Below are 22,893 nucleotides of genomic sequence, written 5' to 3' on the forward strand. Positions count from 1 at the left end.
AATCCAGGAAAACACAGACTGCACCGGGGTCGATTCATGCATGAAATGCATAAATAACCATAAAGATCAGCATTGAATTGTAATCGGTCGCAAGCAGCGCGCCGGGCGCCGCAACCGGATTTAGCCCTGCCGGCGGTGCAGGAAAACCCCGTTTCCCAGTCTGCGGGAGGCCTGCGCCAAAGGCGGCGCAAACCCCTGAATTACTGGGAAAAGGCGCTGACCGCACCAGTCACCAAGGCCTTAGCGGCGATCGGCCAATGCGTGGGCAATGGTGCCCAGGTCCACATATTCGAGCTCGCTGCCGATAGGCACCCCACGCGCCAGACGCGTAAAGCCAATGCCCTTGCGCTGCAAGGCCTCGCTGATCACATGGGCGGTGGCCTCCCCTTCGGCGGTGAAATTGGTGGCCAGGATCACCTCCTGCACCACGCCGTCGCTCGCGCGCTGCAGCAATTGCTGCACACCGATGTCGCGCGGGCCAATGCCGTCGAGCGGCGACAGGCGCCCCATCAGCACATAGTAATAGCCCTTGTACGCGCCGGTGCGCTCCAGCGCCGCCTGGTCCGCCGGGGTCTCCACCACGCACAGGCGCGCGGCATCCCGCCCTTCGTCCAGGCAGGTGTCGCAGATGCTGTTTTCGGTAAAGGTGTGGCAGCGCTCGCAGTGCTGCACCCGGCTGCTGGCCTCGTGCAAGGCACGCGAGAGCAGCTCGGCGCCCTCGCGGTCGTTTTGCAGCAGGTGAAACGCCATGCGCGATGCCGACTTCACCCCCACGCCTGGCAGGCGGCGCAGCGCTTGCACCAGCGCCTCCAGGGTGCCGGTATCAGACATGGCCAGGGCCCATCAGCAGCTGCACCAGACAGACAAGCCCTTGGCCGTGCAGAGCAGCCAAGGGCTTGGTAGCGATAAAAGCTTGCGACAAAGTGACTAGCTTAGAACGGGAACTTCATGCCGCCGGGCAGGCCTGGCATGCCAGCGGTGATCTTGCCCATCTTCTCGTTGCTGGTCTCTTCGGCCTTGCGCACGGCAGCGTTGAAGGCGGCAGCCACCAGGTCTTCGAGCATGTCCTTGTCTTCGGACAGCAGGCTGGGGTCAATGGTCACGCGCTTGACGTCGTGCTTGCAGGTCATCAGCACCTTGACGAGACCGGCACCGGACTCGCCTTCGACCTCGATGTTGGCCAGGTCGTCCTGGGCCTTCTTGAGGTTGTCCTGCATGGCCTGGGCTTGCTTCATCAAACCAGCGAGTTGTCCTTTGTTGAACATGGAAAATCCTTTTGTATAAAAACCTGCGGCAGGCGGGGAGGCCCATCTGCCAGCGAACGCCGCATCATAGAGGCTGAATGCTACCGGGCACTATTTTCGCGCCAAATTGCTGTATCAAAGACTGGACATAGGGATCCTGGCGCACGGTGTCCTCGGCCGCGCGCTGGCGGGCCTGCACGGCATGGGCCTTGCGCCGCGCCGGGCAGTCGCTCACGGCGCCCACCGACACCTGGATCTTGCCCACCAGACCGGCGGCCACCAGCGCGGTGCGCAGGCGCTCGATCGTGCCGGGCTGGGCGAGCGACTCCAGGTCCACCCGCAGCCACCAGGCATCGGCCTCGCGCTTGATGAGCTGGGAGCGCAGCGCCAACTGGCGCGCCACCGCCGTGATGGCTTCGGCCTGCACCAGGCCGGTGACCGTGTCGTTCCAGAATCGGCCCTCTTCGGTGTCCTCGAATTCGGGCGGCACACGGCCCAGATTCTCGCCAAAGTTGGCCGCTGGCCGGTCCAGCTCACTGGCTTGCGGCGTTTGCACCGGCAAGGCGATCAGACTGGCACGGTCAGGGGCCGCTGCAGCTGGCGGCTGAGTAGCAGGCGCTGCATCGGGCAGATCGGCCAGCGCTGCTGGCTCGTCATCCGCATAGGCCTCCATCGGTACCTCGTCAAAGTACGGCGCTGCGGTCTCGTCCTCGGCATCGCTGTCCGGCTCGGACGGGGCATCGTCGTCATGGGACTGCGGCTGCTCCTCTTCCACCAGCTCCTTCTCGGTCTGGGCGGGGGTTGGCGGCTCGACTGCGGCAGGCGCCACTGTGGCTGCGGCGCGCGCGGGAATCAAATCTTCTGCGCTGCGCACCGGCAGCTTGACGGCTTCCACTGCCGGCGTGACGGCGATAGGCTCGGAAGCCGGAGCTGCTGGCTGGGCCACAGGAGCCGCCACAGGTGCCGGTGTGGGCACAGGCGCGAACACAGGTGTGGGCGCTGAAACCGGTGCAGAAACAGGCGCAGAAATGGCTGCCGATGGCGGAGCAGCAACAACAGGCGCCGCAACGGCCACGGGCGCATCCACCGCAGGGGCGACCTGCGGCGCTGGAGACGCGGCAACCGGCGTCACCACGGGCGGAGCAACAGCCACGGCAGGCGCAGCAATCGGCGCAGCTGCTAGCTTGGGCGCAGCAGCCACCGGGGCCACAGCCCCACTATTCAGAGTTTTTTTTTCAGCCGAGCCCGCAGGCTTGAAGGCCAGCAGCCGCAGCAGCGCCATCGTCAAGGCCGCATATTCATCCGGTGCCAAACCCAGCTCGCCCCGGCCATGCAGCGCAATGCTGTAGAGCAGCTGGGTCTCGTCCGCAGGCATCTGCTGGGCCAGGCGCAGCAGCTCCTGCTGCTCGGCATCGTCTTGCGCGCCGGCGGCCTGGGCCTTGTCCGGCACGGCCTGGAACACGGCCATGCGCTGCAGCTGCACGGCCATGTCTTCCAGGGTTGACGCGGCCGACAAGCCCTGGTGGCGCAGCTGGTTGACGGTATCGACCACCTCGGCGCCATCACCGCGCGCCAGCGCATCGATCAGGCGAAACACATGGCTGGAATCGACGGCGCCCAGCATCTGGCGCACGCTGGCTTCCTGCAGCTGGCCGCCACCAAAGGCAATCGCCTGATCGGTCAGCGACAGCGCATCGCGCATCGAACCACGGGCCGAGCGCGACAGCAGCCGCAAGGCTTGCGGCTCGGCCGCAATCTGCTCTTGCACCAGCACGCGGCCCAGGTGTTCCTGGATGGTCTCTGGCGCCATCGGGCGCAGGTTGAACTGCAGGCAGCGCGACAGCACCGTGACCGGCACCTTTTGCGGGTCGGTCGTCGCCAGCACAAACTTCAGGTACGCGGGCGGCTCTTCCAGCGTCTTCAACATCGCATTGAAGGCGGTATTGGTGAGCATGTGCACTTCGTCGATCATGAAGACCTTGAAGCGCCCCTGCACCGGCTTGTACACCGCTTGCTCCAGGAGGCCCTGCACTTCATCGACGCCGCGATTGGAGGCGGCATCGAGCTCGGTGTAATCGGGGAAACGTCCGCTGTCGATCTCGGTACAGGCCGGGCACACGCCGCAGGGCGCAGCGGTGATGCCGCCATGGCCGTCAGCGCCCGTGCAGTTGAGCGACTTGGCCAGAATGCGCGAGACCGTCGTCTTGCCCACACCCCGGGTTCCCGTGAACAGATAGGCATGGTGCAAGCGCTGCTGCACCAGCGCATTGGACAGCGCCTGCACCACATGCTCCTGGCCTACCATTTCAGAGAAATTTCGCGGACGGTATTTGCGAGCGAGAACAAGATAAGACATAGCATCGCATTCTACGGTCAGTCACGGCCATGGGCGGCACTGGCTGCGCGCAGCTTGCAATACTTTTGGCCGCTGCGCCCTGGCCGCATAGGCGAACAAGGACTTTTTGGCCAGCTTGGCCAAGGGGGTCCCATTCTTTAGGTACAATCGACTGCTGACGGGCCTCCTCGCATGGGGAAGCGGCCAACCGGGTCAGGTGGGGAACCAAGCAGCCCTAACTGTGGATCCAGTGCCGGGGTCAGGCTCGTCACCTTCTTTTGACCAATGCCAGCCTCGTGCTGGCATTTGCTTTTCCAGGCCAGGCGTGGGAATCCACGTAGAATGGCGCCCAAGCCATTCCTGTCACTGCCATGAAATACCTGCTGTGGCTGCTCAAAGCTGTCATCTTCTTCACCCTGTTTGCATTTGCGCTCAATAACCAGCGGGATGTGGTGGTGCACCTGTTTTTTGGCACCCAATGGCAGGCGCCGCTGGTTCTGGTGGTGCTGCTCGCCTTCAGCGCGGGCGTGATTGTCGGCATCATCGGCATGGTGCCGCGCTGGTGGAAGCACCGCAAAGCCGCGCAGCGTGCAGCGGCGGCGCAAACCGCTGCGGGCGAGCCCACCCTTTCCACCAACGCCCCTGCGGACGAGACCACCCCGCTGCCACCTCATGGAATTTGACATCTCCTGGATCCTGCTGGGTTTCCCTGCAGCGTTTGTGCTGGGCTGGCTGGCCTCGCGCTTTGATCTGCGCCAGATCCGCCGCGAGAACCGCAGCGCCCCCAAGGCCTACTTCAAGGGGCTGAACTTTCTCTTGAACGAGCAGCAGGACAAGGCCATCGATGCCTTTATCGAGGCCGTGCAGAACGACCCCGATACCGCCGAGCTGCACTTTGCGCTGGGCAATTTGTTCCGCCGCCGGGGCGAATACAGCCGCGCGGTGCGCGTGCATGAGCACCTGCTCTCGCGCGCCGACATCAGCAAGCCCGAGCGCGAACGCGCCCAGCATGCGCTGGCCCTGGATTTCATGAAAGCGGGCCTGCTGGACCGCGCCGAAGATGCGCTGGCCCGGCTGGAGAACACCCCCTACGAGAACGAGGCACGCCTCTCGCGCCTGGCGATCTATGAGCGCGCCCATGACTGGCCCCAAGCCGTGCAGATCGCGCGCCTGATGCACAGCCACAACCAGGGCGACTACAGCGTGCGCATTGCCCACTACCTGTGCGAGCAGGCGCTGGGCCAACTCGCCCATGGCCAGCTCGACGCCGCGCAGGACTTGCTGCAGCAAGCCCAGTCCGAGGCGCCGCACGCGCCGCGCCCCCGTATCGAGCTGGCCCACCTGCAGCACAAGAGCGGCCATCCCGCGCTGGCCCTGGGTTCGCTGATGGAGCTGGCCTCGGTGTCGCCCTCATCGGTACCCCTGGTCGCACCGCTGATGCTGGAGCTGGTCAAGAGCGACGAGCGCAAGCCCCAGGTGCGTGCGCTGCTGGAGGCCAACTACCAAAGCGCGCCATCGCTGGATGTGATGCAAAGCCTGGTGCAGCTGGACGAATTTGCCGGCGCGGAGCAAGCCGAGGGCCCGGTCGGGCGCGACTGGTACATCGAGCACCTGCGCCATGAGCCCTCGCTGGTCGCGGCCGGCCGCTGGCTCGCGCAGGAATCGCTCAGCCACGAAGAGCACCACCCTGCCATTCAGCGCGCGCTGGACAATGCCGCCAAGCCTCTCACCCGCTACCGCTGCGCCGCCTGCGGCTTTGAGGCGCGCCAGCATTTCTGGCAATGCCCCGGCTGCCAATCCTGGGACAGCTACCCGCCGCGCCGGGTGGAAGAGCAGTAAGCGCCTGTTCTAAACCTATCCAAACAGCGATAGGACTTCCCAGTCGCTTCTGCTAGGATGCACAAACGCCCTGCCCTGGGGCGCAGGAGCCCTGATATGCCACGGCACCGGACCCCACGCAGCCCAGCCCCGCCCGCACCGCTCTGCTGCCACGCGCCAGCAGCGGTGCAACGCACGCTTCCACCACGCCCAACTGGTGTTTTTAGCCTGCGGCGCCGCCATCGCCTCCCCCTGAACCAGCCACCCGACACTGCAGCAAGCCTGCAGTGTTGTGCTATGGGCAAGCGCCGGGCTATTCATGCAAAGCATGCATGGGCGCATACTCAAAACAGGCATCAAGAAACACCTTTGCTCGCGCATTTGCAGTCACTAACATGGGGTATTGACTATCGATAAGCCATGACCAATATCCTGAACTTGCTCGGGTTTTAGTAGCAGCTGGGATCGGGCCAGCTTGTAGAATTTACAAAGAAATGGCACTTTCATACCTGATCCTCCTCCCCTTCATCGGCAGCGCAATTGCAGCGCTGCTGCCTGCCAACGCGCGTAACACCGAGTCCACGCTGGCAGGGGCCATCGCGGTGTTCTGTGTGGTTCAGGTCGCCATGCTTTTCCCGGAAACGCAGAACAACGGCGTCGTGCACCACAACGTTGCCTGGCTGGGCCAGCTGGGTCTGGATCTGCACTTCCGCATGGACGGGTTTGCCTGGCTGTTCTCCATCCTGGTGCTGGGCATTGGCAGTCTGGTCGTGCTGTATGCGCGCTACTACATGTCGCAAGCCGACCCGGTTCCGCGCTTTTTCTCGTTCTTCCTGGCCTTCATGGGCTCGATGATGGGCGTGGTGCTCTCGGGCAACCTGATCCAGCTGGTGTTCTTCTGGGAGCTGACCAGCCTGTTCTCCTTCCTGCTGATCGGCTACTGGCACCACCGCAAGGATGCCCGCATGGGCGCGCGCATGGCGCTCACCGTGACCGGCACCGGGGGCTTGTGCCTGTTGGGCGGTGTGCTGCTGCTGGGCCACATTGTGGGCAGCTATGAGCTCGACAATGTGCTGGCCGCAGGCGACCAGATCCGCAACCACGAGCTCTACCGCGTCACCCTGGTGCTGATCCTGCTCGGCGCGCTCACCAAGAGCGCGCAGTTCCCCTTCCATTTCTGGCTGCCGCGCGCGATGGCAGCCCCCACCCCGGTCTCGGCCTACCTGCACTCGGCCACGATGGTCAAGGCGGGGGTCTTTTTGCTCGCCCGCCTCTGGCCTGCACTGAGCGGTACCGAGGAATGGTTCTGGCTCGTTGGCGGTGCCGGCGCCATCACCTTGCTGCTGGGTGGCTATATCGCCATGTTCCAGCACGACATGAAGGCGCTGTTGGCGTACTCCACCTTATCGCACCTGGGCCTGATCACCTTGCTGCTGGGCCTCAACAGCCCGCTGGCCGCTGTCGCTGCCGTGTTCCACATCATGAACCATGCGACCTTCAAGGCCTCGCTGTTCATGGCCGCCGGCATTGTGGACCACGAATCCGGCACCCGCGATATCCGCCGCCTCTCCGGCCTGCAAAAGATGATGCCGATCACCGGCACCTTGGCGATGGTGGCCAGCGCGGCGATGGCCGGTGTGCCGCTGCTCAACGGCTTTTTGTCCAAAGAGATGTTTTTTGCCGAGACGGTGTACATCAACACCACGCCGTTTCTGACCACCGCCTTGCCAGTGGCCGCCACCTTGGCCGGCATTTTCAGCGTGGCCTACTCGCTGCGCTTCACGGTCGATGTGTTTTTTGGCCCGCCCGCTACCGATCTGCCCCATGAGCCCCATGAGCCACCACACTGGATGCGTGTGCCGGTCGAGCTCTTGGTGCTGATCTGCCTGCTGGTGGGCATCTTCCCGGCCTGGGCGGTGGGCAGCTACCTGGATGCAGCTGCCTCGCCGGTGGTGGGCGGCAATTTGCCGGAGTTCAGCCTGGCGCTGTGGCACGGCATCAATGCACCGCTGGTGATGAGCATCATCGCGATGCTGGCGGGCATCCTGCTGTACTTGCTGCTGCGCCTGTTGCGATCCAAGCAATACCTCGATGATGCGCCGCTGGTTGGCCGCGTCAATGGCCAATGGGTGTTCCAGGCGGTGATGGCGATCATCACCAATGGCGCGCGCCATATGCGCCGCTGGCTGGGCACGCGCCGCTGGCAGTGGCAGGCGCTGTGGCTGGTGCTGGCCGCCTTGCTGACCGCCACCCTGCCCTTGCTGATCCACGGCCTGCAACTGGGCAACCGGGGCCTGCAGCCGCTGTCGCCCGCCTTTGGCATTCTGTGGCTGATCGGTATCAGCTGCTCGCTGGCAGCGGCCTTCCTGGTCAAGTACCACCGTCTGGCGGCCCTGGTCACCTTGGGTGGCGCGGGTCTCGCCACCTGCATGACCTTCCTGTGGTTCTCTGCACCCGATCTGGCCTTGACCCAGTTGGTGGTCGAGGTGGTTACCACCGTGCTGCTGCTGCTGGGCCTGCGCTGGCTGCCCAAGCGCGACAAGAAGCTCAAGAAAGTCTCCCAGCATGGTGCACTGGTCACGTTGCGCCGCTGGCGTGACCTGGCCATTGCGCTGCTCGCTGGTGGCGGCATGGCCTGGCTGTCGTTTGCGATGATGAGCCGGCCCTTCCCGGAGAGCACCTCGACCTTCTTCCTGGAGCGCGCCCTGCCCGAGGGCGGCGGCACCAACGTGGTCAACGTCATGCTGGTCGATTTCCGGGGCTTTGATACCTTTGGCGAGATTGTTGTGCTCGGCATTGTGGCGCTCACCGTCTATGCGCTGCTGCGCCGCTTCCGCCCCGCACCAGAGGCCATGGATGTGCCCGAGCAGCAGCGCTTTTTGCCAGCTGACTTGCAGACCGACCTGCTCAACCCGCGCAGCGCGACCGATACCGCTGTGGGCTACCTGATGGTGCCGGCGGTGCTGGTGCGCCTGCTGCTGCCATTTGCCGCCATTGTGGCCATGTACCTGTTCATGCGCGGCCACAACGAGCCCGGTGGCGGCTTTGTGGCCGGCCTGACCCTGGCCATTGGCCTGCTGCTGCAGTACATCATCTCCGGCACGCACTGGGTCGAATCGCATCTGCCGATCTACCCGCGCCGCTGGATCGCCGCCGGCCTGCTGTTTGCGCTGGGCACGGGTGTGGGCAGCTGGTACTTTGGCTACCCCTTCCTCCCCAGCCACACCGCACACCTGACCTTGCCCGTGGTAGGCGAGATCCATGTCGCCAGCGCGCTGTTCTTTGATATTGGGGTGTTCTCGCTGGTCGTGGGCTCGACCATGCTGATGCTCACCAGCATTGCCCACCAATCCGTCCGGGGATTCCGCTTCCACGAGCGCCAGCAAGGCGAGCGCAGCGACTCCGCTTCTCAACCCTAAGGACAATACCAAATGGAAATCGTACTGGCCATTGCCATTGGCGTATTGACCGGCTCCGGCGTCTGGCTGTTGCTGCGCCCACGGACGTTTCAGATCATCATGGGTCTGCTCTTGCTGTCGTATGCGGTCAATTTGTTTATCTTCAGCATGGGCCGCGTGGGCCTGGCGATCGACCGCGAACCGATACTGCAGCCCGGTGTGCCCACCGATTTGATGCATTACGCCGACCCCATGCCGCAGGCCCTGGTGCTGACGGCCATCGTCATCGGCTTTGCGATGACCGCGCTCTTTTTGGTGGTGCTGCTCGCCTCGCGCGGCATGACGGGCACTGACCACGTGGACGGCTCCCTGTCCAACGATGTGCAGGAGGCGCCTTGATGTCGCTGATGATGCTGACTGAGCGCCTGATGCCGCACCTGTTGCTGGCACCGATTTTGCTGCCCATGCTGACCGCAGCGCTGATGCTGACCTTGGGCGAGAAGTACCAACGCACCAAACTGCTGATGAACATCAGCTCCTGCCTGATCGGCCTGGTCATTGCGATGGCCCTGGTCAAATGGAGCAACCAGGATGGCATGGCCACCTCGATGAGCGTCTACCTCTCGGGCAACTGGGCCGCGCCGTTTGGCATTGTGCTGGTGCTCGACCGGCTCTCGGCCCTGATGCTGCTGACTACCAGCGTGGTCGCGCTCTGCGCCGTGGTGTATTCCGGCGCGCGCTGGCACCGGGTGGGCGTGCATTTTCACCCGCTGTTCCAGTTCCAGATGATGGGCCTGGCCGGCGCCTTCCTGACCGGTGACCTGTTCAACCTCTTCGTGTTCTTCGAGATCATGCTGGCGGCATCGTACGGTTTGCTGCTGCACGGCTCGGGCAAATCACGGGTGCAGCATGGCCTGCACTACATCGCCATCAACCTGGCGGCCTCGTCGCTGTTCCTGATTGGCGTGTCGATGCTCTACGGCATCACCGGCACCTTGAACATGGCCGATCTGGCGCGCATCATCCCCAGCGTCAGCAGCGCAGACCGGGGCTTGCTGCATACCGCTGCCGGCATTCTGGCGACCGCCTTTCTGATCAAGGCGGCGGTCTGGCCGCTGAACTTCTGGTTGGTGCCCGCCTATGGCTCGGCCACCGCGCCGGTGGGTGCCATTTTTGCGCTGATGACCAAGGTGGGCATCTACACGATTGTGCGCCTGTGGACCTTGATGTTCAGCAGCGAGGCCGGGCCGTCGGCCCATTTTGGCAGCGCCTGGCTGATCCTGGGCGGGCTCGCCACCATGCTGTACGCGGCCGTCTCCATCCTGGGCACGCAGCGCCTGGGCTATGTGGCGGGCTATGCAGCCATTCTGTCGGCCGGCACCTTGCTCGCCGCGGCCGGCTTTGGCCAGAACCTGATGACCAGCGCCTTGCTGTACTACATGCCCAGCTCCACCTTGGCCGTGGCCGCACTGTTCCTGGTCACCGACCTGATCGAGCGTTGGCGCACGACCGACGGCGCCAGTGTGCGCTTTGAGGATGAGGAGGCGCCGTTTTTGACGGCAGAGCTGTTGCCGCGCGAGGGCCTGAACCTGGACGAGGACGAGGAAGTGCTGATTGGCCGGGCCATTCCGGCGGCGATGGCCTTCCTGGGCCTGTCGTTCATGGTCTGCACCTTGGTGATTTCCGGCCTGCCCCCGCTGTCGGGCTTTATCGGCAAGTTCGCGATGCTCTCGGCGCTGCTAAACCCGCTGGGTCTGGGCTCGTCGGCGGGCACACAGATCGGCTGGCTGGGCTGGCTGTTCATGGCCATCCTGATCGCCACGGGCCTGATGGCCTTGACGGCCCTGGTGCGCATCGGCATTCGCGAGTTCTGGTCCAGCATCAGCCGCAACACGCCCGAGCTCAAGGTGATCGAAGGCCTGCCCCTGGCCATTTTGCTGGGCTGCTGCATTTTGATGGTGACCCATGGCGCCAGCGTGATGCGCTTTACCCAGCGCGCGGCCGACAACCTCCACTCTCCCGGCAACTACATCCGCGCGGTGCTGGAGACCAGCCCCAAGCCCTCCCCCACGGCCAAGCCCGTGGTTGCGCCCGAGATCCCGACCGTGCTGCCTGAATCAGGCTTTACAGCGGCGCCAGATGCAGCCCCTGCAGGAGGTAGCGAGCGATGAAGCGCCTTTTCCCTGCCCCCCTGCTGTCCGTACTGCTGTGCCTGGTGTGGCTGCTGCTCAACCGCAGCATCAGCCCCGGGCAGATCATCCTGGGCGTGCTGTTCGGCTTGCTGATCCCGGTGCTGACCCAAGGCCTGCGCCCCCGCTCGGTCAGCATCAAAAAGCCCTGGACCATCATTCGCCTGGGCCTGCGCGTGGCGGCCGACTCGATTCGCTCCAATGGCGCCGTGCTGCGCCTGCTGCTGATGCCGGGCAGCCGCAAAAAGCCCGCCGGCTTTGTGCATGTGCCCCTGCAACTGCGCGACCCCAATGGTCTGGCGGTACTGGCGATGATCGTCTGTATCACCCCGGGCACCGCCTGGGCCGAGATATCGCGTGACCGCTCCATCCTGCTCTTGCATGTGCTGGAGGCAGATGACCCGCAGGGCGTCATCGACCACATCAAGGCCTTCTATGAACGGCCCCTCATGGAGATTTTTGAATGAACAATATTCTTGCCTGGACCATGCCGGCAGCCCTGTTCATCCTGCTGCTGGCGATGCTGTTTGCGATGATCCGGCTGCTCAAGGGCCCGCAGGCACAGGACCGCGTGCTGGCCCTGGACTGCATGTACCTGATCGGCATGCTCGCCATGCTGGTGCTGGGCATCCACTATGCATCGGTCAATTACTTTGAAGCGGCCCTGCTCATCGCGCTGTTTGGCTTTGTCAGCTCCACAGCCATGGCCAAGTTCCTGCTGCGCGGGGAGGTGATCGAATGACGGAAATCGACCTGCCCATCTGGGTGCAGATTCTCGTGTCGGTGCTGGTGCTCGCTGGCTGCCTGATCACCCTGATCGGCGCGCTCAGCCTGTTCCGCCTGCCCAGCTACTACGAACGCGTGCACACCCCGTCGATCATCGCCTGCGCCGGCTGCTGGCTGATTGTCTGGAGCTCCGTCTTCTACTTCAGCCTGCAGTCGCACAAGCCCAGCTTTCACACCTTGCTGATCGCCGTGCTGCTGTCGGTGGCTGTCCCCATCACCAATATCTTCTTGATGCGTGCGGCACTGTTCCGCGACAGGCGCATGGGCAAGGATGTGCCGCCCAGCCTGAGCCGCATCGTCTCGGCCAACCCGGAAGGCAACGACGCCTGAGCCCGCGATGGCGATAGACGGCTAAGCCACCACGGCGGGCGAGGCGCATTGGGGAATAAGCGCCAGGGGACAGCAGGAAGAGCGCGCTTGTTCTATGCTGGTGGACCACCCGCATCCACACCCCAGGCCCCGCCATGACGCTTTTGCTCTCCCACACCCTCAACCGCACGCTCAGCCAATGGCTGGCTGAACGCCTGGTCCATCCGCAGCCCGAGCTGGCGTGGCAGCTCTGGTGTTTTGAAGGCGTTGATGCGCGCCGGGCGGCGGAGCAACAACTGGCCAAACAGGGCATCAGCGCCCGCATCCGCAGCGCCTACAAGCCGCTGGTACATGCGGTGCTGGAAGATCTGGACACCACCGGGCTGCAAAGCCTGCAGCTGTACTACCCGCTGCATGCAGATGCTGCCGCCAACCGCTTCATGCTGGAGGCCTACCCGCTGGCCGCGATGCTGCCGCCCGGTGTCGATCTGCAGATGGAGGCTGGCCAGCCCAACAGCAGCTACACACTGGCGCTGCGCTACCAGGATGGGCGTACACAAAGCCTGCAGGTGTTCGCGCCCAACCGGGCTTTCGAATCGGCGCACGGCAGCAGCGGCATCACCCCCTGCGGCTGGCAACAGGCGCATGATGCCCAGGGGCGCATCGTGCACGATACCGCTGTACTCACCGACTATGAAGCGGCCTATGCCCAAGCGATGCAGGCCATTGAGCACCATGCCTGGCCCAAGACCGAGCCCTTCTTTGGCCGCCTGCACATTGCCATGCAGCTGCCTGGTTTTGAGCAGCAGATTGCCGGCACCGGCGAGACCATGAGCACGCCCGAAGCCATGCACGAGGACCTGTATTTCTCGCTGCTGGAGCATTTCCAAAAGCTGTCAGGCCGCGCAGCCGGTGACCGCCGCCTGCAACCGGGCCAGATCGTGCCCGATATCCGCATCGCCGCCCAGTCCCATCCGCTGGAGCTGACAACGGTGGGCTTGCAGATCCGCGCACTGGCCCTGAGCGAGCCTTTGCCCGAGGTGGATAACGGCCTGCCAGCGGCTGCCCTCAGCCCCCACAGCATGGCCCAGGCCGATGCAGCCGCAGCGCAGCTACAGCGCGCGCCGAGCCTGGCCCAGATGGATGCGCTGGTCCAGCCGCTGTTTGCCGCCTATGGCAGCGCCTGCCAGGGCCAGAGCGTGCAAGGCCGCCGCATTGCCGCCACTTACAAAAAGGGCAGCGAGCACCCGGTGGTGCTGAGTGGCGGCCAGCATGCCAACGAGATATCGGGCGTGACAGGCGCGCTGCGCGGTGCGCTGGCACTGGCGCAGCAGGCGGACAGCCACTTTGCCTATATCCCCGTCGAGAACCCCGACGGCTACGACCTGCACCAGTGGTACTGCCGCTATGCCCCCGAGCAGATGCACCATGCAGCGCGCTACACCGCGCTGGGCGATGACCTGGCCTACCGCGACCATGCCCCCTGGTATGAAGGCGCGCTGCGGCGTGATGCGATTGCCGCCAGTGGCGCGCAGTTGCACCTGAGCCTGCATGGCTACCCGGCCAATGAATGGACGCGGCCCCTGTCTGGCTATGTACCGCAGGGCTTTGACCTCTGGACCATTCCCAAGGGCTTTTTCCTGATTCTGCGCTACCAGGAAGACTGGCAGCCGCAGGCAGAGGCTCTCGCCGAGCGGGTCGCGCAGGCCTTGCTGCAGGTAGAAGGTTTGCCAGAATACAACCGCCGCCAATTGGCGCTGTACCAACGCCATTCCGGCCGCCAGCCATTTGAGCTGCGGCACGGCACGCCCTGCACCATGCAGGTCGACAACCATGGCCTGGCCCCCGTGAGCCTGATCACCGAGTTCCCGGACCAGACGGTGGTGGGCGATGCGCTGGTATTTGCGCATACCGTGCAACGCGCTGCGGTGCTGGCCGCCTATGCCGCCTGGCAGGACATTGTGCAAACGCGCTGAGCTGGTGAGCATCACTGGCCTGGCACCGATTTTCACGCAGTGCAGCTGCGCCCTGCTAAGCTGCCTGCCATGTGGAATGTACTTGGCATATCGATTGGCGCCTGCCTGGGCGCGCTGGCACGCTGGCAACTGGGCCGCTGGCTCAACCAGCCCTATGCCTTGCTGCCCTGGGGCACCTTGGCAGCCAACCTGGTGGGCGGCTATGCCATCGGGCTGCTGGTGGCCCTGTTCCAAAACGCACCGGGCATTGACCCGGTCTGGCGCCTGGTGCTGATCACCGGTTTTCTGGGCGCCCTCACCACCTTTTCCAGCTTCTCTGCCGAGACGGTATCGATGCTGCAGGCCCAGCGCTACGGCCTGGCGCTGCTGCAATGCAGCCTGCACCTGCTGGGCTCGCTGGCCTTGACAGCCCTGGGCCTGGCGACCGGCCAGGCGCTGTGGGGCGGGCGCTGAGGATCCTCAAGGCGTATTTTTTAAGGCATTGGCGCAAGCGCATGCCCAAATCGCTCTATATTCAGTAGCAGCGCAGGCCCCGCTTGCGCTGCTTGTGTTTTTTGTGAACGCTGGTGCCTGCCGGGCACTGGCATTGTGAAAGCTGGAGAAGACCATGGACGCCAACACCCAACTCGACGAACAAGTCATGGCGCATGACTGGAACCTGTTCGGCGCCGACATGCCGCCAGAGCAGGCTGCCAAGCGCGACTCTTACCGCCTGGCCTTTGCCGACCCCGAGTTTCTGAGCCGCCGCGAGACCCGCTCGATCCGCTTTCAGCTCGAGATGCTCAAGCCCGATCTGGAGCTGACCGCCCAGGGCATCAACAACACCGTGGTGGTGTTTGGCAGCGCCCGCTTTGTCGCGCCCGAAGAGGCCGAGGTACTGCTGGCTGCCGCCCAGGCCCAGGGCGATGCCCAGGCAATTGCCGTGGCGCAGCGCGCCGTCACCACCAGCCGCTACTACGATGCCGCGCGCCGCTTTGCGCGCCTGGTGGCCAAGTTCAGCGAAACCCAGAAGCTCGAAGACCGCCTCTATATCTGTACCGGCGGCGGCCCCGGCATCATGGAAGCGGCCAACCGCGGCGCCTCCGAAGAGCACGCACCCAATGTCGGCATGAACATCACCTTGCCCCATGAGCAGTCGGGCAACCGCTACATCACGCCGGCGCTGTGCTTCAAGTTCCACTACTTTGCGCTGCGCAAGATGCACCTGATGATGCGCGCGCGCGCCCTGGTGGTGTTTCCCGGCGGCTTTGGCACGATGGATGAGCTGTTCGAGGTGCTGACCCTGGTGCAGACCCACAAGGCCAAGGGCGTGCCGATTGTGCTGTTTGGCGTGGATTTCTGGTCGCGCATGCTCAACTTCGATGTGATGATCGAGTACGGCACCATCTCGCCTGAGAACGTCAAGCTGTTCCACATCACCGACGATGTGCATGAGGCCTGCCGCATCATCCAAGCCTACTACCAGCGCTAAAGCAGCGTTCGGCCCATAAAAAAACCGCTCCTGGCCATGCAGTCAGCAGCGGTTTTGCTTTGGGTAGCGGGAGCGTGCCGCTGCGCGGATCAGCCGCCCAGGTAGGCCTTGCGGATGTCCTGGTTGCGCAGCAGGTTGACGCCAGAGTCCTCCAAGGTGACCTTGCCGGTCTCCAGCACATAGCCACGGTCGGCGATCTGCAGCGCCTGGTTGGCGTTTTGCTCCACCAGGAAGACGGTCACGCCCTGCTCGCGAACGGCCTTGATGATCTCGAAGATCTGCGCAATGATCAGCGGCGCCAGCCCCAGCGTAGGTTCATCGAGCAGCAGCAGACGCGGCTTGCTCATCAGCGCCCGGCCAATGGCCAGCATCTGCTGCTCGCCGCCCGACATGGTGCCAGCGCGCTGGTCGGCTCGCTCCTTGAGGCGGGGAAAGAGGCCGTAGACATAGTCAATGCCGTGCGCAATCTCCTGCTTGTTCAAGAAGAACGCGCCCATCTGCAGGTTCTCCATGACGGTCAGGTCCTTGAACACACGGCGGCCTTCGGGTGAGATCGCAATGCCCTTGCGCATGATCAGGTGCGAGGACTGGCCCACCAGCTCTTCGCCCTCGAACTTGATCGAGCCCGTGGTGGCACAGGGGTTGCCGCAGACGCTCATCAGCAAGGTGGTCTTCCCCGCGCCATTGCTGCCAATCAGCGAGACGATCTCCCCCTCATTGACATGCAGGCTCACATCGTTGACTGCACAAATCGCACCGTAATGCGTGCTGATATTCTTGATTTCCAACATCGGCTGCATCAGGACTCTCCCAGGTATGCCTTGATCACGCGTTCGTCATTGCGAATGACCTCCGGCACACCCAGTGCAATCGGCTTGCCATACTCCATCACCAGGATGCGCTCGGACACCCCCATCACCAGGCTCATGTCGTGCTCGATCAGCAGCACGGTCACGCCGTATTCGCGGCGCAAGCGGTCGATGAGGTGCTGCAGCTCCACCTTTTCCTGCGGGTTCAGGCCCGCTGCAGGCTCGTCGAGCATCAGCAGCTTGGGCTTGGTGATCATGCAGCGCGCAATCTCCAGCCGGCGCTGGTGGCCATAGGCCAGGTTGCCCGCCTCGCGGTTGGTAAAGGCACGCAGGCCCATCACATCCAGCCAGTGGGCCGCTTGCTCCTTGGCGTGCTCTTCGGCCGCACGGTAGGCCTTGGTCTTGAACAGGCCCGACAGCAGATTGCGCTTGATCTGCTGGTGCTGGGCCACCAGCAGGTTTTCCAGCACCGTCATGCCCTTGAACAGGCGCACGTTCTGGAAGGTACGCACCACGCCGTGGTTGGCCACCTCATGGCTGGCAAGGCCGGCAATCGACTGCCCGCCCAGCGACACGGTACCGGCCGTGGGCTTGTAGAAACCGCTGATGCAGTTGAACACGGTGGTCTTGCCCGCGCCATTGGGGCCAATGATGGCGAACACCTCTTGCGGCTTGACATCGAGCGCGACCTGGTCGACCGCGAGCAAGCCGCCAAAGCGCATGCACAGGCCGTCAACCTTCAATATGCTTTGACTCATAAACACTTCTCCCTGTTTGCGTTTTCCGTGTTTACGGTCATTGCTTCAACTCTTCATGGTGGCGCTTCATCGGGAACAAGCCCTGCGGACGCCAGACCATCATCAAGATCATCACCAGGCCGAAAATCAGCATGCGGTATTCCGAGAACTCGCGTGCCAGCTCGGGCAGCACCGTGATCAGGATCGCGGCCACGACGACGCCGATCTGCGAGCCCATGCCGCCCAGCACCACGATGGCCAGGATCAGCGCCGACTCGATAAAGCTGAACGACTCGGGGCTGACAATGCCCTGGCGCGCGGCAAAGAATGCACCGCCAAAACCGGCAAACATCGCGCCCAAGGTGAAGGCCGAGAGCTTGATCTTGGTGGGGTTCATGCCCAGCGAGCGGCAAGCGACTTCGTCTTCACGCAGCGCTTCCCAGGCGCGGCCAATCGGCATGCGGATCAGGCGGTTGCTGATCCACAAGGTGACCAGGGCCAGGCCCAGCGCCAGCAGGTACAGAAAGACCACCATGTGCATGGTGTTGAACTCGATGCCCAGGAACTGCTGCAAGGTCTGCGCACCCTCTTGCGAGGCCGAGCGGGTCAGCTCAAAGCCCAGGAAGGTGGGCTTGGGAATGCTCGAGATGCCATCCGGCCCGCCGGTGAAGTCCACCAGGTTGACCAGCAGCAGGCGGATGATTTCGCCAAAGCCCAAGGTCACGATCGCCAGGTAATCGCCGCGCAGGCGCAGCACCGGAAAGCCAAGCAAAAAGCCGAACAAGGCAGCGGCTGCGCCGGACAGCGGCAGCGCTTCCCAGAACGACCAGCCGGCCCAGTGGAACAGCAAGGCGTAGGTATAGGCGCCCACGGCATAAAAGCCGACAAAGCCAAGATCCAGCAGACCGGCAAAGCCGACCACGATGTTCAGGCCCAGGCCGAGCATCACATAGATCAGCGCCAGGGTGGCGATATCGACCGCGTTGCGGCCGCTGAAAAACGGCCAGGCAATGGCCGCCACAATCACCAGCCACATCAATGTCATGCGCATGCGGGCGCTGACCTCGGGCAGGCGCGGCGCCTGCACCCGGGCCATATGCTTACCCAGCAGTGGCTTGACCAGCTGCAGCACCAGCACGATGACAAAGCCCCAGATCACCAGGTTCCAGTGCGGCTCAATGTAGTTCTGGCCGCCCTTGCGCTCCAGGTGCAGGCCAAAGATGGGAACCACCACCAAAGCGGCCAGCACGGCCGAGATGATGGCGTTCTTGATGTTCGCTTTCACCATCAGACTTTCTCCACTTCAGGCTTGCCCAACAGGCCCGTGGGGCGGAAGAGCAGGATCAGCACCAGCAGACCAAAGGCGACGATGTCCTTGTACTCGGACGAGATATAGGCGGCAGCCATGGTCTCGGCAATGCCCAGCAGCACGCCGCCCAGCATCGCACCCGGAATGCTGCCGATACCGCCCAGCACGGCTGCAGTAAAGGCCTTGATGCCCGCGACAAAACCGATATAGGGGTTGAGCTTGCCAATCGCCAGCGCAATCAGCACGCCGCCCACGGCAGCCAGCACCGCGCCCAGGATGAAGGTGAACGACACCACCTTGTTGGTGTCAATGCCCAACAGATTGGCCATCTGCATGTCTTGCGAGCAGGCGCGCGAGGCGCGGCCCATGCGCGAGTGGCGGATGTAGAAGGTCAGCGCGGCCATCAGCACCACGGCCACCACAATGATCAAGACGCGGGTGTAAGGCACAAAGACCTCGAAATCACCCATGTGAAAGTTGAATGCACCAGGCAACAGCGAAGGCACCGCCATATCGCGCGCACCCTGGCCCAGGGCCACCCAGTTCTGCAAGAAGATCGACATACCGATGGCCGAGATCAGGGCCACCAGACGGGGGCTGCTGCGCAAGGGCTTGTAGGCCACCTGCTCGACCACATAGCCATAGACCCCGGTGAGCACCACGGCCACCAGCAGCATGGCACCAATCACCACAAAGACCGGCAGCCCGCTTTGCGTGCCGATGGCCGACAAGGTCACCAGGCCGATATAGGCCGCAATCATATAAATCTCGCCGTGGGCGAAATTAATCATTCCGATAATTCCATACACCATCGTGTAGCCAATGGCCACCAGCGCGTAGATCGCGCCCAGTGACAAACCATTGAACAACTGTTGTATGAATTGGGGCAAAAAATCGTTCATACCGTACCAACCCAATTCCATTGGCGCTTGTGGCCGCCAAAATAAAAAAGCATGGCTCTATGTTTTAGAGCCATGCTTTTGCCAAACACTTACTTGGTTGCAGGCGACTTGCTGCCGTCCTTGTGCCAGCTGAACACCTGGAAGTCGTAGGACTTCAGGTCACCCTTGGCATCCCAGGCGAGCTTGCCCAGTGGGGTTTCGAAGGTTGCGGTATGCAGGTGCTTGGCCACCTTGGCGCCATCATTGCCCACGGCCTTGATCGAGTCAGCAATGACTTGCACGGCGGTGTACGAACCCATCTGGAACGAGCCGGAAGGATCGCGCTTCTTGTCCTTGAAGGCCTTCACGATGGCGGCGTTCTTGGGGTTGGAAGCGAAGTCCGCAGGCAAGGTCACCAGCATGCCTTCCACGGCAGGGCCGGCGATGGCGTTGATTTCAGGATTGCCCACGCCTTCAGGGCCCATGATGCGGACCTTCAGGCCTTGCTCGGCCGACTGGCGCAGCAGCAGGCCCATCTCTGGGTGGTAGCCACCGTAGTAGACAAAGTCCACGCCAGCGCTTTTCAGCTTGGTGATCACGGCCGAGTAATCGCTGTCACCGGCGTTGATACCCTCGAACAGCGCGACGTTCACGCCGTCGGCCTTGAGCGTGTCACGCACGGCCGTGGCAATGCCCTGGCCGTAGGATTGCTTGTCATGCAGCACGGCAACCTTCTTGGGCTTGACGTTCTGGGCAATGAACTTGGCAGCGAAAGGACCTTGCTGGTCGTCACGGCCAATGGTGCGGAAGATCGAGCTAAAGTTCTTGCCTTCGGTCAGTGCGGGCGACGTGGCCGATGGGGTCACGACCACCACACCTTCGTTGTTGTAGATCGGAGCTGCAGCAATGGCAGCGCCCGAGCACACGGGGCCGACCACGTAATGGATCTTGGCGTTGACCACGCGGTTGGCAGCCACTGGGCCTTGCTTGGGTTCGCAGGCGTCGTCAACGATCACCGCTTCGAGCTTGTTGCCGTTGATGCCGCCAGCGGCATTGATCTGCTCCAGCGCCGTATCCACACCCTCCTTGACCATGTCGCCGTACTGGGTCAGCGGACCCGTCGCAGGAATCACCACGCCAATCTTGATATTTTGAGCCTGGGCGGCGCCAGCCAGCATGCTGCCGGCCAAACCAAATGCAACCACCATCGAGTTGAGGCGAAACGGTACCTTCATATCGGAATCCTTTTTTTAATCAAGCTATGGATCGCAATCATTGCCAATAGAGCAACTATCAAGTGCGATGCGGAGACAGCATATAGGTCTAACCAACTCTCACAAGAGGGATGCCAAGGATTGCCAAATATGTCACGTATGTGCTAGCAGACAGTGACCTTTGCACCTATGCGAGGCATCCATCGGCATCTTTGCACCAAATGTGTGCAAATGCCTCTAAAGCCACCGCAAGCAGTGGTTGAGCCCTTCTCCTTTTAGATGCATTTTTTGCATCCATCAGATGGAACCCTGCGCACCCCGGCATCCGCCGCGTGCTTGCCCCCTTGCCAACAGCCTAGCGGCCATCACAAAGCCCAGAATACAAGCACGCCATTGCGAGAGGCAGCATTGTGCGCGAAAAATCCTGCCGCGCGCGCATTCAGCGCTGCCCAAACACATTGAGGCCCAGCCAAGATCGGCATAGCGGGTTCAGCCCACAGATTTTATTGTTACATCCGCAATCAAAATCCACCACCATCATCACTGCCCAGAAAGCTGATCAAAAACCAAGAAAACGCAAAAAACGCTGAATACACAGGGGCTTATGGGGCTGTCACAACCTGACAGCATGTGAATGTTCTCATTCGGAGATTCTTTAACCATTGCTAACTCAAGCAAAAACTGCTTGCACAATGTCAATCACGTATGGAGAATTGTTCAACATGAAAGAGATTAGGTTGATCAATTCCAAAGGCAGCGGCGCGGACAACGCCGTGGCCGCCTCTGCCTGGCTGCCCGATGACGCCCACCATCGCCAGCAATTCCTGCAACTGCTGGAGCAGGCCATTGCTGACGGCGGGCCAGGCACCTACCTGCTGCAGACCCGTGGACACCATGTGCTCACGGATATTCTCTACCCCAACCGGGCGTTTCGCACGCCAGCCTGAGCGCTGCGGGCATTGCGCGCTGGCCGCAAGTGCCGGTCTGCTGCGCCTGGCTCATGCCGCTCTTGCGCATCGCTGCGCCAAGGCAAGCGCCTATGCGCTTTTGCTGCAGCACCGCCTTCATTGCCGGCACGGGCAGATTTTTGGCTGCACGCGCCAGTTTGGCGTCAGTCACCCACTACGACCCCGAGCGCTGCCAGCTTGGAGGCCAGCACATCGCGCCGGCGTTCAGCCTTTGCAGCAGTCGCCATCGCAGCACGCATGGCTTGAGGCCCTTTGAGCGATGCGACACGCACCAGGGCCGTTTTCTGGTTCACCTCGGCCACCAGCTTTTGGTAGCTGGCCATCAACGCAGCATGTTCTTGGGAAGGGCTCACAGCTTTTCCTTGTCTTTCTACAGCCGCTATTGTCGGGCGAAATGCCACCTGTTCATGGGCATCGCCCTGCGCTAGCGCAGGGTCTGTATCGCGCCTGGCGCCAGCGTTCCCAGACGCCGCTGCCTCCGATTGTGTTGCATGGCAGCCAATGCGCCTGCACGCAAGCCGGAACCGGTTACAGTGGGGCATAGCTCAAGGAGGATTCCATGGTCACCCAAGCGCAACGCAACCGCAGCCCGGACACGCAAGCACATGGATACCAGCCTGCGTCCGCAGCACCTCCTTGGCACTCGCAGCAGGCCTAGCCCTTTCTCCGCGCCGCCCGGATTCCCCTTTTGATTGCGACGGGCGAGTGACTCAGGTTATCTCGCCATGCACACCGCTTGAGCCTTATGAAAACCATCGACGAAATGCTGAGCCTGGACCTGCTCACCCACGACCAACATGGCGAGATCAGCGCCTGGATTGACCAGTCCAGCTCCCCCGAAGAAATTCTGCAAATGCCCCCCAACCTCTGGCAGGCCATCGAGCGCGCAAGCCTGGCCATGGGGGTCAACGACGATCTTTTGCGACCGCCTGCCCTCGACGCAGGCAGCTTGCTGCTGGGTTGATTTTTGCCTAGTACCGTGTTTGCTGGTGGCGCAAGCCAGGCCAAGGAGCTGTTACCCATCCAGGGGTACACGAGGGCTCGCTAGCCAGCTCCACCGGCATGGATGTGCCAAGGGGCCTGGGAATGGCTGGCCTCAGCGGAGAAAGCAGTCTAAGGTCTGTGAGGCCGGCCATTGCGCTGCCGCAAGTTCACACTCTGACACGCTTGCCGTGACAGTTGTTTATTTTGCAAAGGCCCGCTGGCAATAGGTATAGCTTATGATTTTATGGATATAGGGAGGGTGCCAGAACGAAGTATTAGCTAGTCATTCCTTGAGAGCCTGCTGAACGCAGGCTCTTTTTTTTTGCAATCCAAGGGAATACCCTTGCAAAATCGATTTATATCAATCTATAGAATATATCTAATGATTTTGCCGGATTCATGCACCATCCTCCCTCCCTCTCTATATTTGCATGAACATGCCTGAGCGATCAGGAACGGCTTTTT

The 22,893-nt window shown here is 62.6% G+C and carries 22 protein-coding genes and 1 other RNA gene; 14 read left to right on the forward strand and 9 right to left on the reverse strand.

Annotated features, from left to right (window positions below; genetic code table 11):
* Positions 1 to 240: 240 nt before the first annotated feature.
* From recR to dnaX, 3 genes are all read right to left on the reverse strand, one after another.
* Positions 241 to 831 carry a recombination mediator RecR gene (gene recR / locus H928_RS0120945; protein WP_021028253.1) on the reverse strand — a complete coding sequence of 197 codons (591 nt, stop codon included), beginning with the start codon at positions 829 to 831 and terminating at the stop codon, positions 241 to 243.
* 101 nt (positions 832 to 932) lie between these two features.
* A complete protein-coding gene (locus H928_RS0120950) occupies positions 933 to 1,265 on the reverse strand; it encodes a YbaB/EbfC family nucleoid-associated protein (protein ID WP_021028254.1) in 333 nt (110 codons plus the stop codon).
* 64 nt (positions 1,266 to 1,329) lie between these two features.
* Complete coding sequence (gene dnaX, locus H928_RS0120955; RefSeq protein ID WP_021028255.1) at positions 1,330 to 3,600, reverse strand: DNA polymerase III subunit gamma/tau; 2,271 nt, start codon at positions 3,598 to 3,600, stop codon at positions 1,330 to 1,332.
* Positions 3,601 to 3,756: 156 nt separating this feature from the next.
* On the opposite strand from dnaX, the gene ffs reads away from it, so the two are divergent.
* The 12 genes from ffs to H928_RS0121010 all read left to right on the forward strand — a co-directional run bounded on the left by ffs (position 3,757) and on the right by H928_RS0121010 (position 15,526).
* Positions 3,757 to 3,852: signal recognition particle sRNA small type (gene ffs / locus H928_RS31120), an RNA gene on the forward strand.
* A gap of 98 nt (positions 3,853 to 3,950) precedes the next feature.
* Complete coding sequence (locus H928_RS0120960) at positions 3,951 to 4,262, forward strand: lipopolysaccharide assembly LapA domain-containing protein (protein WP_021028256.1); 312 nt, start codon at positions 3,951 to 3,953, stop codon at positions 4,260 to 4,262.
* On the forward strand, positions 4,252 to 5,418 hold the full coding sequence (lapB, locus tag H928_RS0120965; protein WP_021028257.1) for a lipopolysaccharide assembly protein LapB: 1,167 nt from the start codon (positions 4,252 to 4,254) through the stop codon (positions 5,416 to 5,418). The genes H928_RS0120960 and lapB overlap by 11 nt, the downstream gene beginning before the upstream one ends.
* A 473-nt stretch (positions 5,419 to 5,891) precedes the next feature.
* On the forward strand, positions 5,892 to 8,816 hold the full coding sequence (locus H928_RS0120970; protein ID WP_021028258.1) for a monovalent cation/H+ antiporter subunit A: 2,925 nt from the start codon (positions 5,892 to 5,894) through the stop codon (positions 8,814 to 8,816).
* Positions 8,817 to 8,828: 12 nt separating this feature from the next.
* The gene (locus H928_RS0120975; protein ID WP_021028259.1) at positions 8,829 to 9,194 is read left to right on the forward strand and encodes a Na+/H+ antiporter subunit C; all 366 of its coding nucleotides are present in this window, start codon (positions 8,829 to 8,831) and stop codon (positions 9,192 to 9,194) included.
* Entirely contained in the window at positions 9,194 to 10,966 is a 1,773-nt protein-coding gene (locus H928_RS29100) for a monovalent cation/H+ antiporter subunit D (RefSeq protein WP_021028260.1), read from the forward strand. Before H928_RS0120975 ends, H928_RS29100 begins: the two co-directional genes overlap by 1 nt.
* A complete protein-coding gene (locus H928_RS0120985) occupies positions 10,963 to 11,451 on the forward strand; it encodes a Na+/H+ antiporter subunit E (protein ID WP_021028261.1) in 489 nt (162 codons plus the stop codon). The genes H928_RS29100 and H928_RS0120985 overlap by 4 nt, the downstream gene beginning before the upstream one ends.
* Entirely contained in the window at positions 11,448 to 11,726 is a 279-nt protein-coding gene (locus tag H928_RS0120990) for a K+/H+ antiporter subunit F (RefSeq protein WP_021028262.1), read from the forward strand. The genes H928_RS0120985 and H928_RS0120990 overlap by 4 nt, the downstream gene beginning before the upstream one ends.
* Positions 11,723 to 12,100, forward strand: a complete 378-nt coding sequence (mnhG, locus tag H928_RS0120995) for a monovalent cation/H(+) antiporter subunit G (RefSeq protein ID WP_021028263.1) — start codon at positions 11,723 to 11,725, stop codon at positions 12,098 to 12,100. The genes H928_RS0120990 and mnhG overlap by 4 nt, the downstream gene beginning before the upstream one ends.
* A 134-nt stretch (positions 12,101 to 12,234) precedes the next feature.
* A complete protein-coding gene (locus tag H928_RS0121000) occupies positions 12,235 to 14,055 on the forward strand; it encodes a peptidase M14 (RefSeq protein ID WP_021028264.1) in 1,821 nt (606 codons plus the stop codon).
* Positions 14,056 to 14,124: 69 nt separating this feature from the next.
* The gene (crcB, locus tag H928_RS0121005; protein WP_027011202.1) at positions 14,125 to 14,508 is read left to right on the forward strand and encodes a fluoride efflux transporter CrcB; all 384 of its coding nucleotides are present in this window, start codon (positions 14,125 to 14,127) and stop codon (positions 14,506 to 14,508) included.
* A 154-nt stretch (positions 14,509 to 14,662) separates the two neighbouring features.
* Entirely contained in the window at positions 14,663 to 15,526 is an 864-nt protein-coding gene (locus tag H928_RS0121010; protein WP_021028266.1) for a TIGR00730 family Rossman fold protein, read from the forward strand.
* 89 nt (positions 15,527 to 15,615) lie between these two features.
* Here H928_RS0121010 and H928_RS0121015 read toward each other — a convergent pair whose 3' ends face one another.
* The 5 genes from H928_RS0121015 to H928_RS0121035 form a co-directional block, all read right to left on the reverse strand.
* Positions 15,616 to 16,317, reverse strand: coding sequence for an ABC transporter ATP-binding protein (locus H928_RS0121015; protein WP_027011203.1), 702 nt, complete (start codon positions 16,315 to 16,317; stop codon positions 15,616 to 15,618).
* Positions 16,318 to 16,325: 8 nt separating this feature from the next.
* A complete protein-coding gene (gene livG, locus H928_RS0121020; RefSeq protein ID WP_021028268.1) occupies positions 16,326 to 17,093 on the reverse strand; it encodes a high-affinity branched-chain amino acid ABC transporter ATP-binding protein LivG in 768 nt (255 codons plus the stop codon).
* 37 nt (positions 17,094 to 17,130) lie between these two features.
* Positions 17,131 to 18,363, reverse strand: a complete 1,233-nt coding sequence (locus H928_RS0121025; protein WP_373604934.1) for a high-affinity branched-chain amino acid ABC transporter permease LivM — start codon at positions 18,361 to 18,363, stop codon at positions 17,131 to 17,133.
* Complete coding sequence (livH, locus tag H928_RS0121030) at positions 18,360 to 19,283, reverse strand: high-affinity branched-chain amino acid ABC transporter permease LivH (protein WP_027011204.1); 924 nt, start codon at positions 19,281 to 19,283, stop codon at positions 18,360 to 18,362. Before livH ends, H928_RS0121025 begins: the two co-directional genes overlap by 4 nt.
* Before the next feature lie 89 nt (positions 19,284 to 19,372).
* Complete coding sequence (locus H928_RS0121035; protein WP_021028271.1) at positions 19,373 to 20,497, reverse strand: branched-chain amino acid ABC transporter substrate-binding protein; 1,125 nt, start codon at positions 20,495 to 20,497, stop codon at positions 19,373 to 19,375.
* A 701-nt stretch (positions 20,498 to 21,198) separates the two neighbouring features.
* On the opposite strand from H928_RS0121035, the gene H928_RS0121040 reads away from it, so the two are divergent.
* A complete protein-coding gene (locus tag H928_RS0121040; RefSeq protein ID WP_148293254.1) occupies positions 21,199 to 21,423 on the forward strand; it encodes a hypothetical protein in 225 nt (74 codons plus the stop codon).
* Positions 21,424 to 21,587: 164 nt separating this feature from the next.
* Here the strand turns inward: H928_RS0121040 and H928_RS0121045 are convergent, their stop codons facing one another.
* Entirely contained in the window at positions 21,588 to 21,797 is a 210-nt protein-coding gene (locus H928_RS0121045; protein ID WP_021028273.1) for a hypothetical protein, read from the reverse strand.
* 392 nt (positions 21,798 to 22,189) lie between these two features.
* On the opposite strand from H928_RS0121045, the gene H928_RS0121050 reads away from it, so the two are divergent.
* A complete protein-coding gene (locus H928_RS0121050; RefSeq protein ID WP_021028274.1) occupies positions 22,190 to 22,408 on the forward strand; it encodes a hypothetical protein in 219 nt (72 codons plus the stop codon).
* Positions 22,409 to 22,893: the final 485 nt, after the last annotated feature.

Source organism: Comamonas sp. B-9 (genome assembly GCF_000410635.1).
Classification (GTDB): Bacteria; Pseudomonadota; Gammaproteobacteria; order Burkholderiales; family Burkholderiaceae_C; genus Comamonas.

Excerpts from the sequence above, each read along its gene's own strand:
- H928_RS0121010 (WP_021028266.1), top strand. The coding sequence starts at position 14,663 with ATGGACGCCAACACCCAACTCGACGAACAAGTCATGGCGCATGACTGG.
- H928_RS0121000 (WP_021028264.1), top strand. The coding sequence starts at position 12,235 with ATGACGCTTTTGCTCTCCCACACCCTCAACCGCACGCTCAGCCAATGG.
- H928_RS0120950 (WP_021028254.1), bottom strand. The coding sequence starts at position 1,265 with ATGTTCAACAAAGGACAACTCGCTGGTTTGATGAAGCAAGCCCAGGCC.
- H928_RS0121035 (WP_021028271.1), bottom strand. The coding sequence starts at position 20,497 with ATGAAGGTACCGTTTCGCCTCAACTCGATGGTGGTTGCATTTGGTTTG.
- H928_RS0121015 (WP_027011203.1), bottom strand. The coding sequence starts at position 16,317 with ATGTTGGAAATCAAGAATATCAGCACGCATTACGGTGCGATTTGTGCA.
- H928_RS0120975 (WP_021028259.1), top strand. The coding sequence starts at position 8,829 with ATGGAAATCGTACTGGCCATTGCCATTGGCGTATTGACCGGCTCCGGC.
- crcB (WP_027011202.1), top strand. The coding sequence starts at position 14,125 with ATGTGGAATGTACTTGGCATATCGATTGGCGCCTGCCTGGGCGCGCTG.
- mnhG (WP_021028263.1), top strand. The coding sequence starts at position 11,723 with ATGACGGAAATCGACCTGCCCATCTGGGTGCAGATTCTCGTGTCGGTG.
- livG (WP_021028268.1), bottom strand. The coding sequence starts at position 17,093 with ATGAGTCAAAGCATATTGAAGGTTGACGGCCTGTGCATGCGCTTTGGC.
- H928_RS0121040 (WP_148293254.1), top strand. The coding sequence starts at position 21,199 with ATGAAAGAGATTAGGTTGATCAATTCCAAAGGCAGCGGCGCGGACAAC.
- livH (WP_027011204.1), bottom strand. The coding sequence starts at position 19,283 with ATGAACGATTTTTTGCCCCAATTCATACAACAGTTGTTCAATGGTTTG.
- lapB (WP_021028257.1), top strand. The coding sequence starts at position 4,252 with ATGGAATTTGACATCTCCTGGATCCTGCTGGGTTTCCCTGCAGCGTTT.
- recR (WP_021028253.1), bottom strand. The coding sequence starts at position 831 with ATGTCTGATACCGGCACCCTGGAGGCGCTGGTGCAAGCGCTGCGCCGC.
- H928_RS29100 (WP_021028260.1), top strand. The coding sequence starts at position 9,194 with ATGTCGCTGATGATGCTGACTGAGCGCCTGATGCCGCACCTGTTGCTG.
- H928_RS0120990 (WP_021028262.1), top strand. The coding sequence starts at position 11,448 with ATGAACAATATTCTTGCCTGGACCATGCCGGCAGCCCTGTTCATCCTG.
- dnaX (WP_021028255.1), bottom strand. The coding sequence starts at position 3,600 with ATGTCTTATCTTGTTCTCGCTCGCAAATACCGTCCGCGAAATTTCTCT.
- H928_RS0120985 (WP_021028261.1), top strand. The coding sequence starts at position 10,963 with ATGAAGCGCCTTTTCCCTGCCCCCCTGCTGTCCGTACTGCTGTGCCTG.
- H928_RS0120970 (WP_021028258.1), top strand. The coding sequence starts at position 5,892 with ATGGCACTTTCATACCTGATCCTCCTCCCCTTCATCGGCAGCGCAATT.
- H928_RS0120960 (WP_021028256.1), top strand. The coding sequence starts at position 3,951 with ATGAAATACCTGCTGTGGCTGCTCAAAGCTGTCATCTTCTTCACCCTG.
- H928_RS0121050 (WP_021028274.1), top strand. The coding sequence starts at position 22,190 with ATGAAAACCATCGACGAAATGCTGAGCCTGGACCTGCTCACCCACGAC.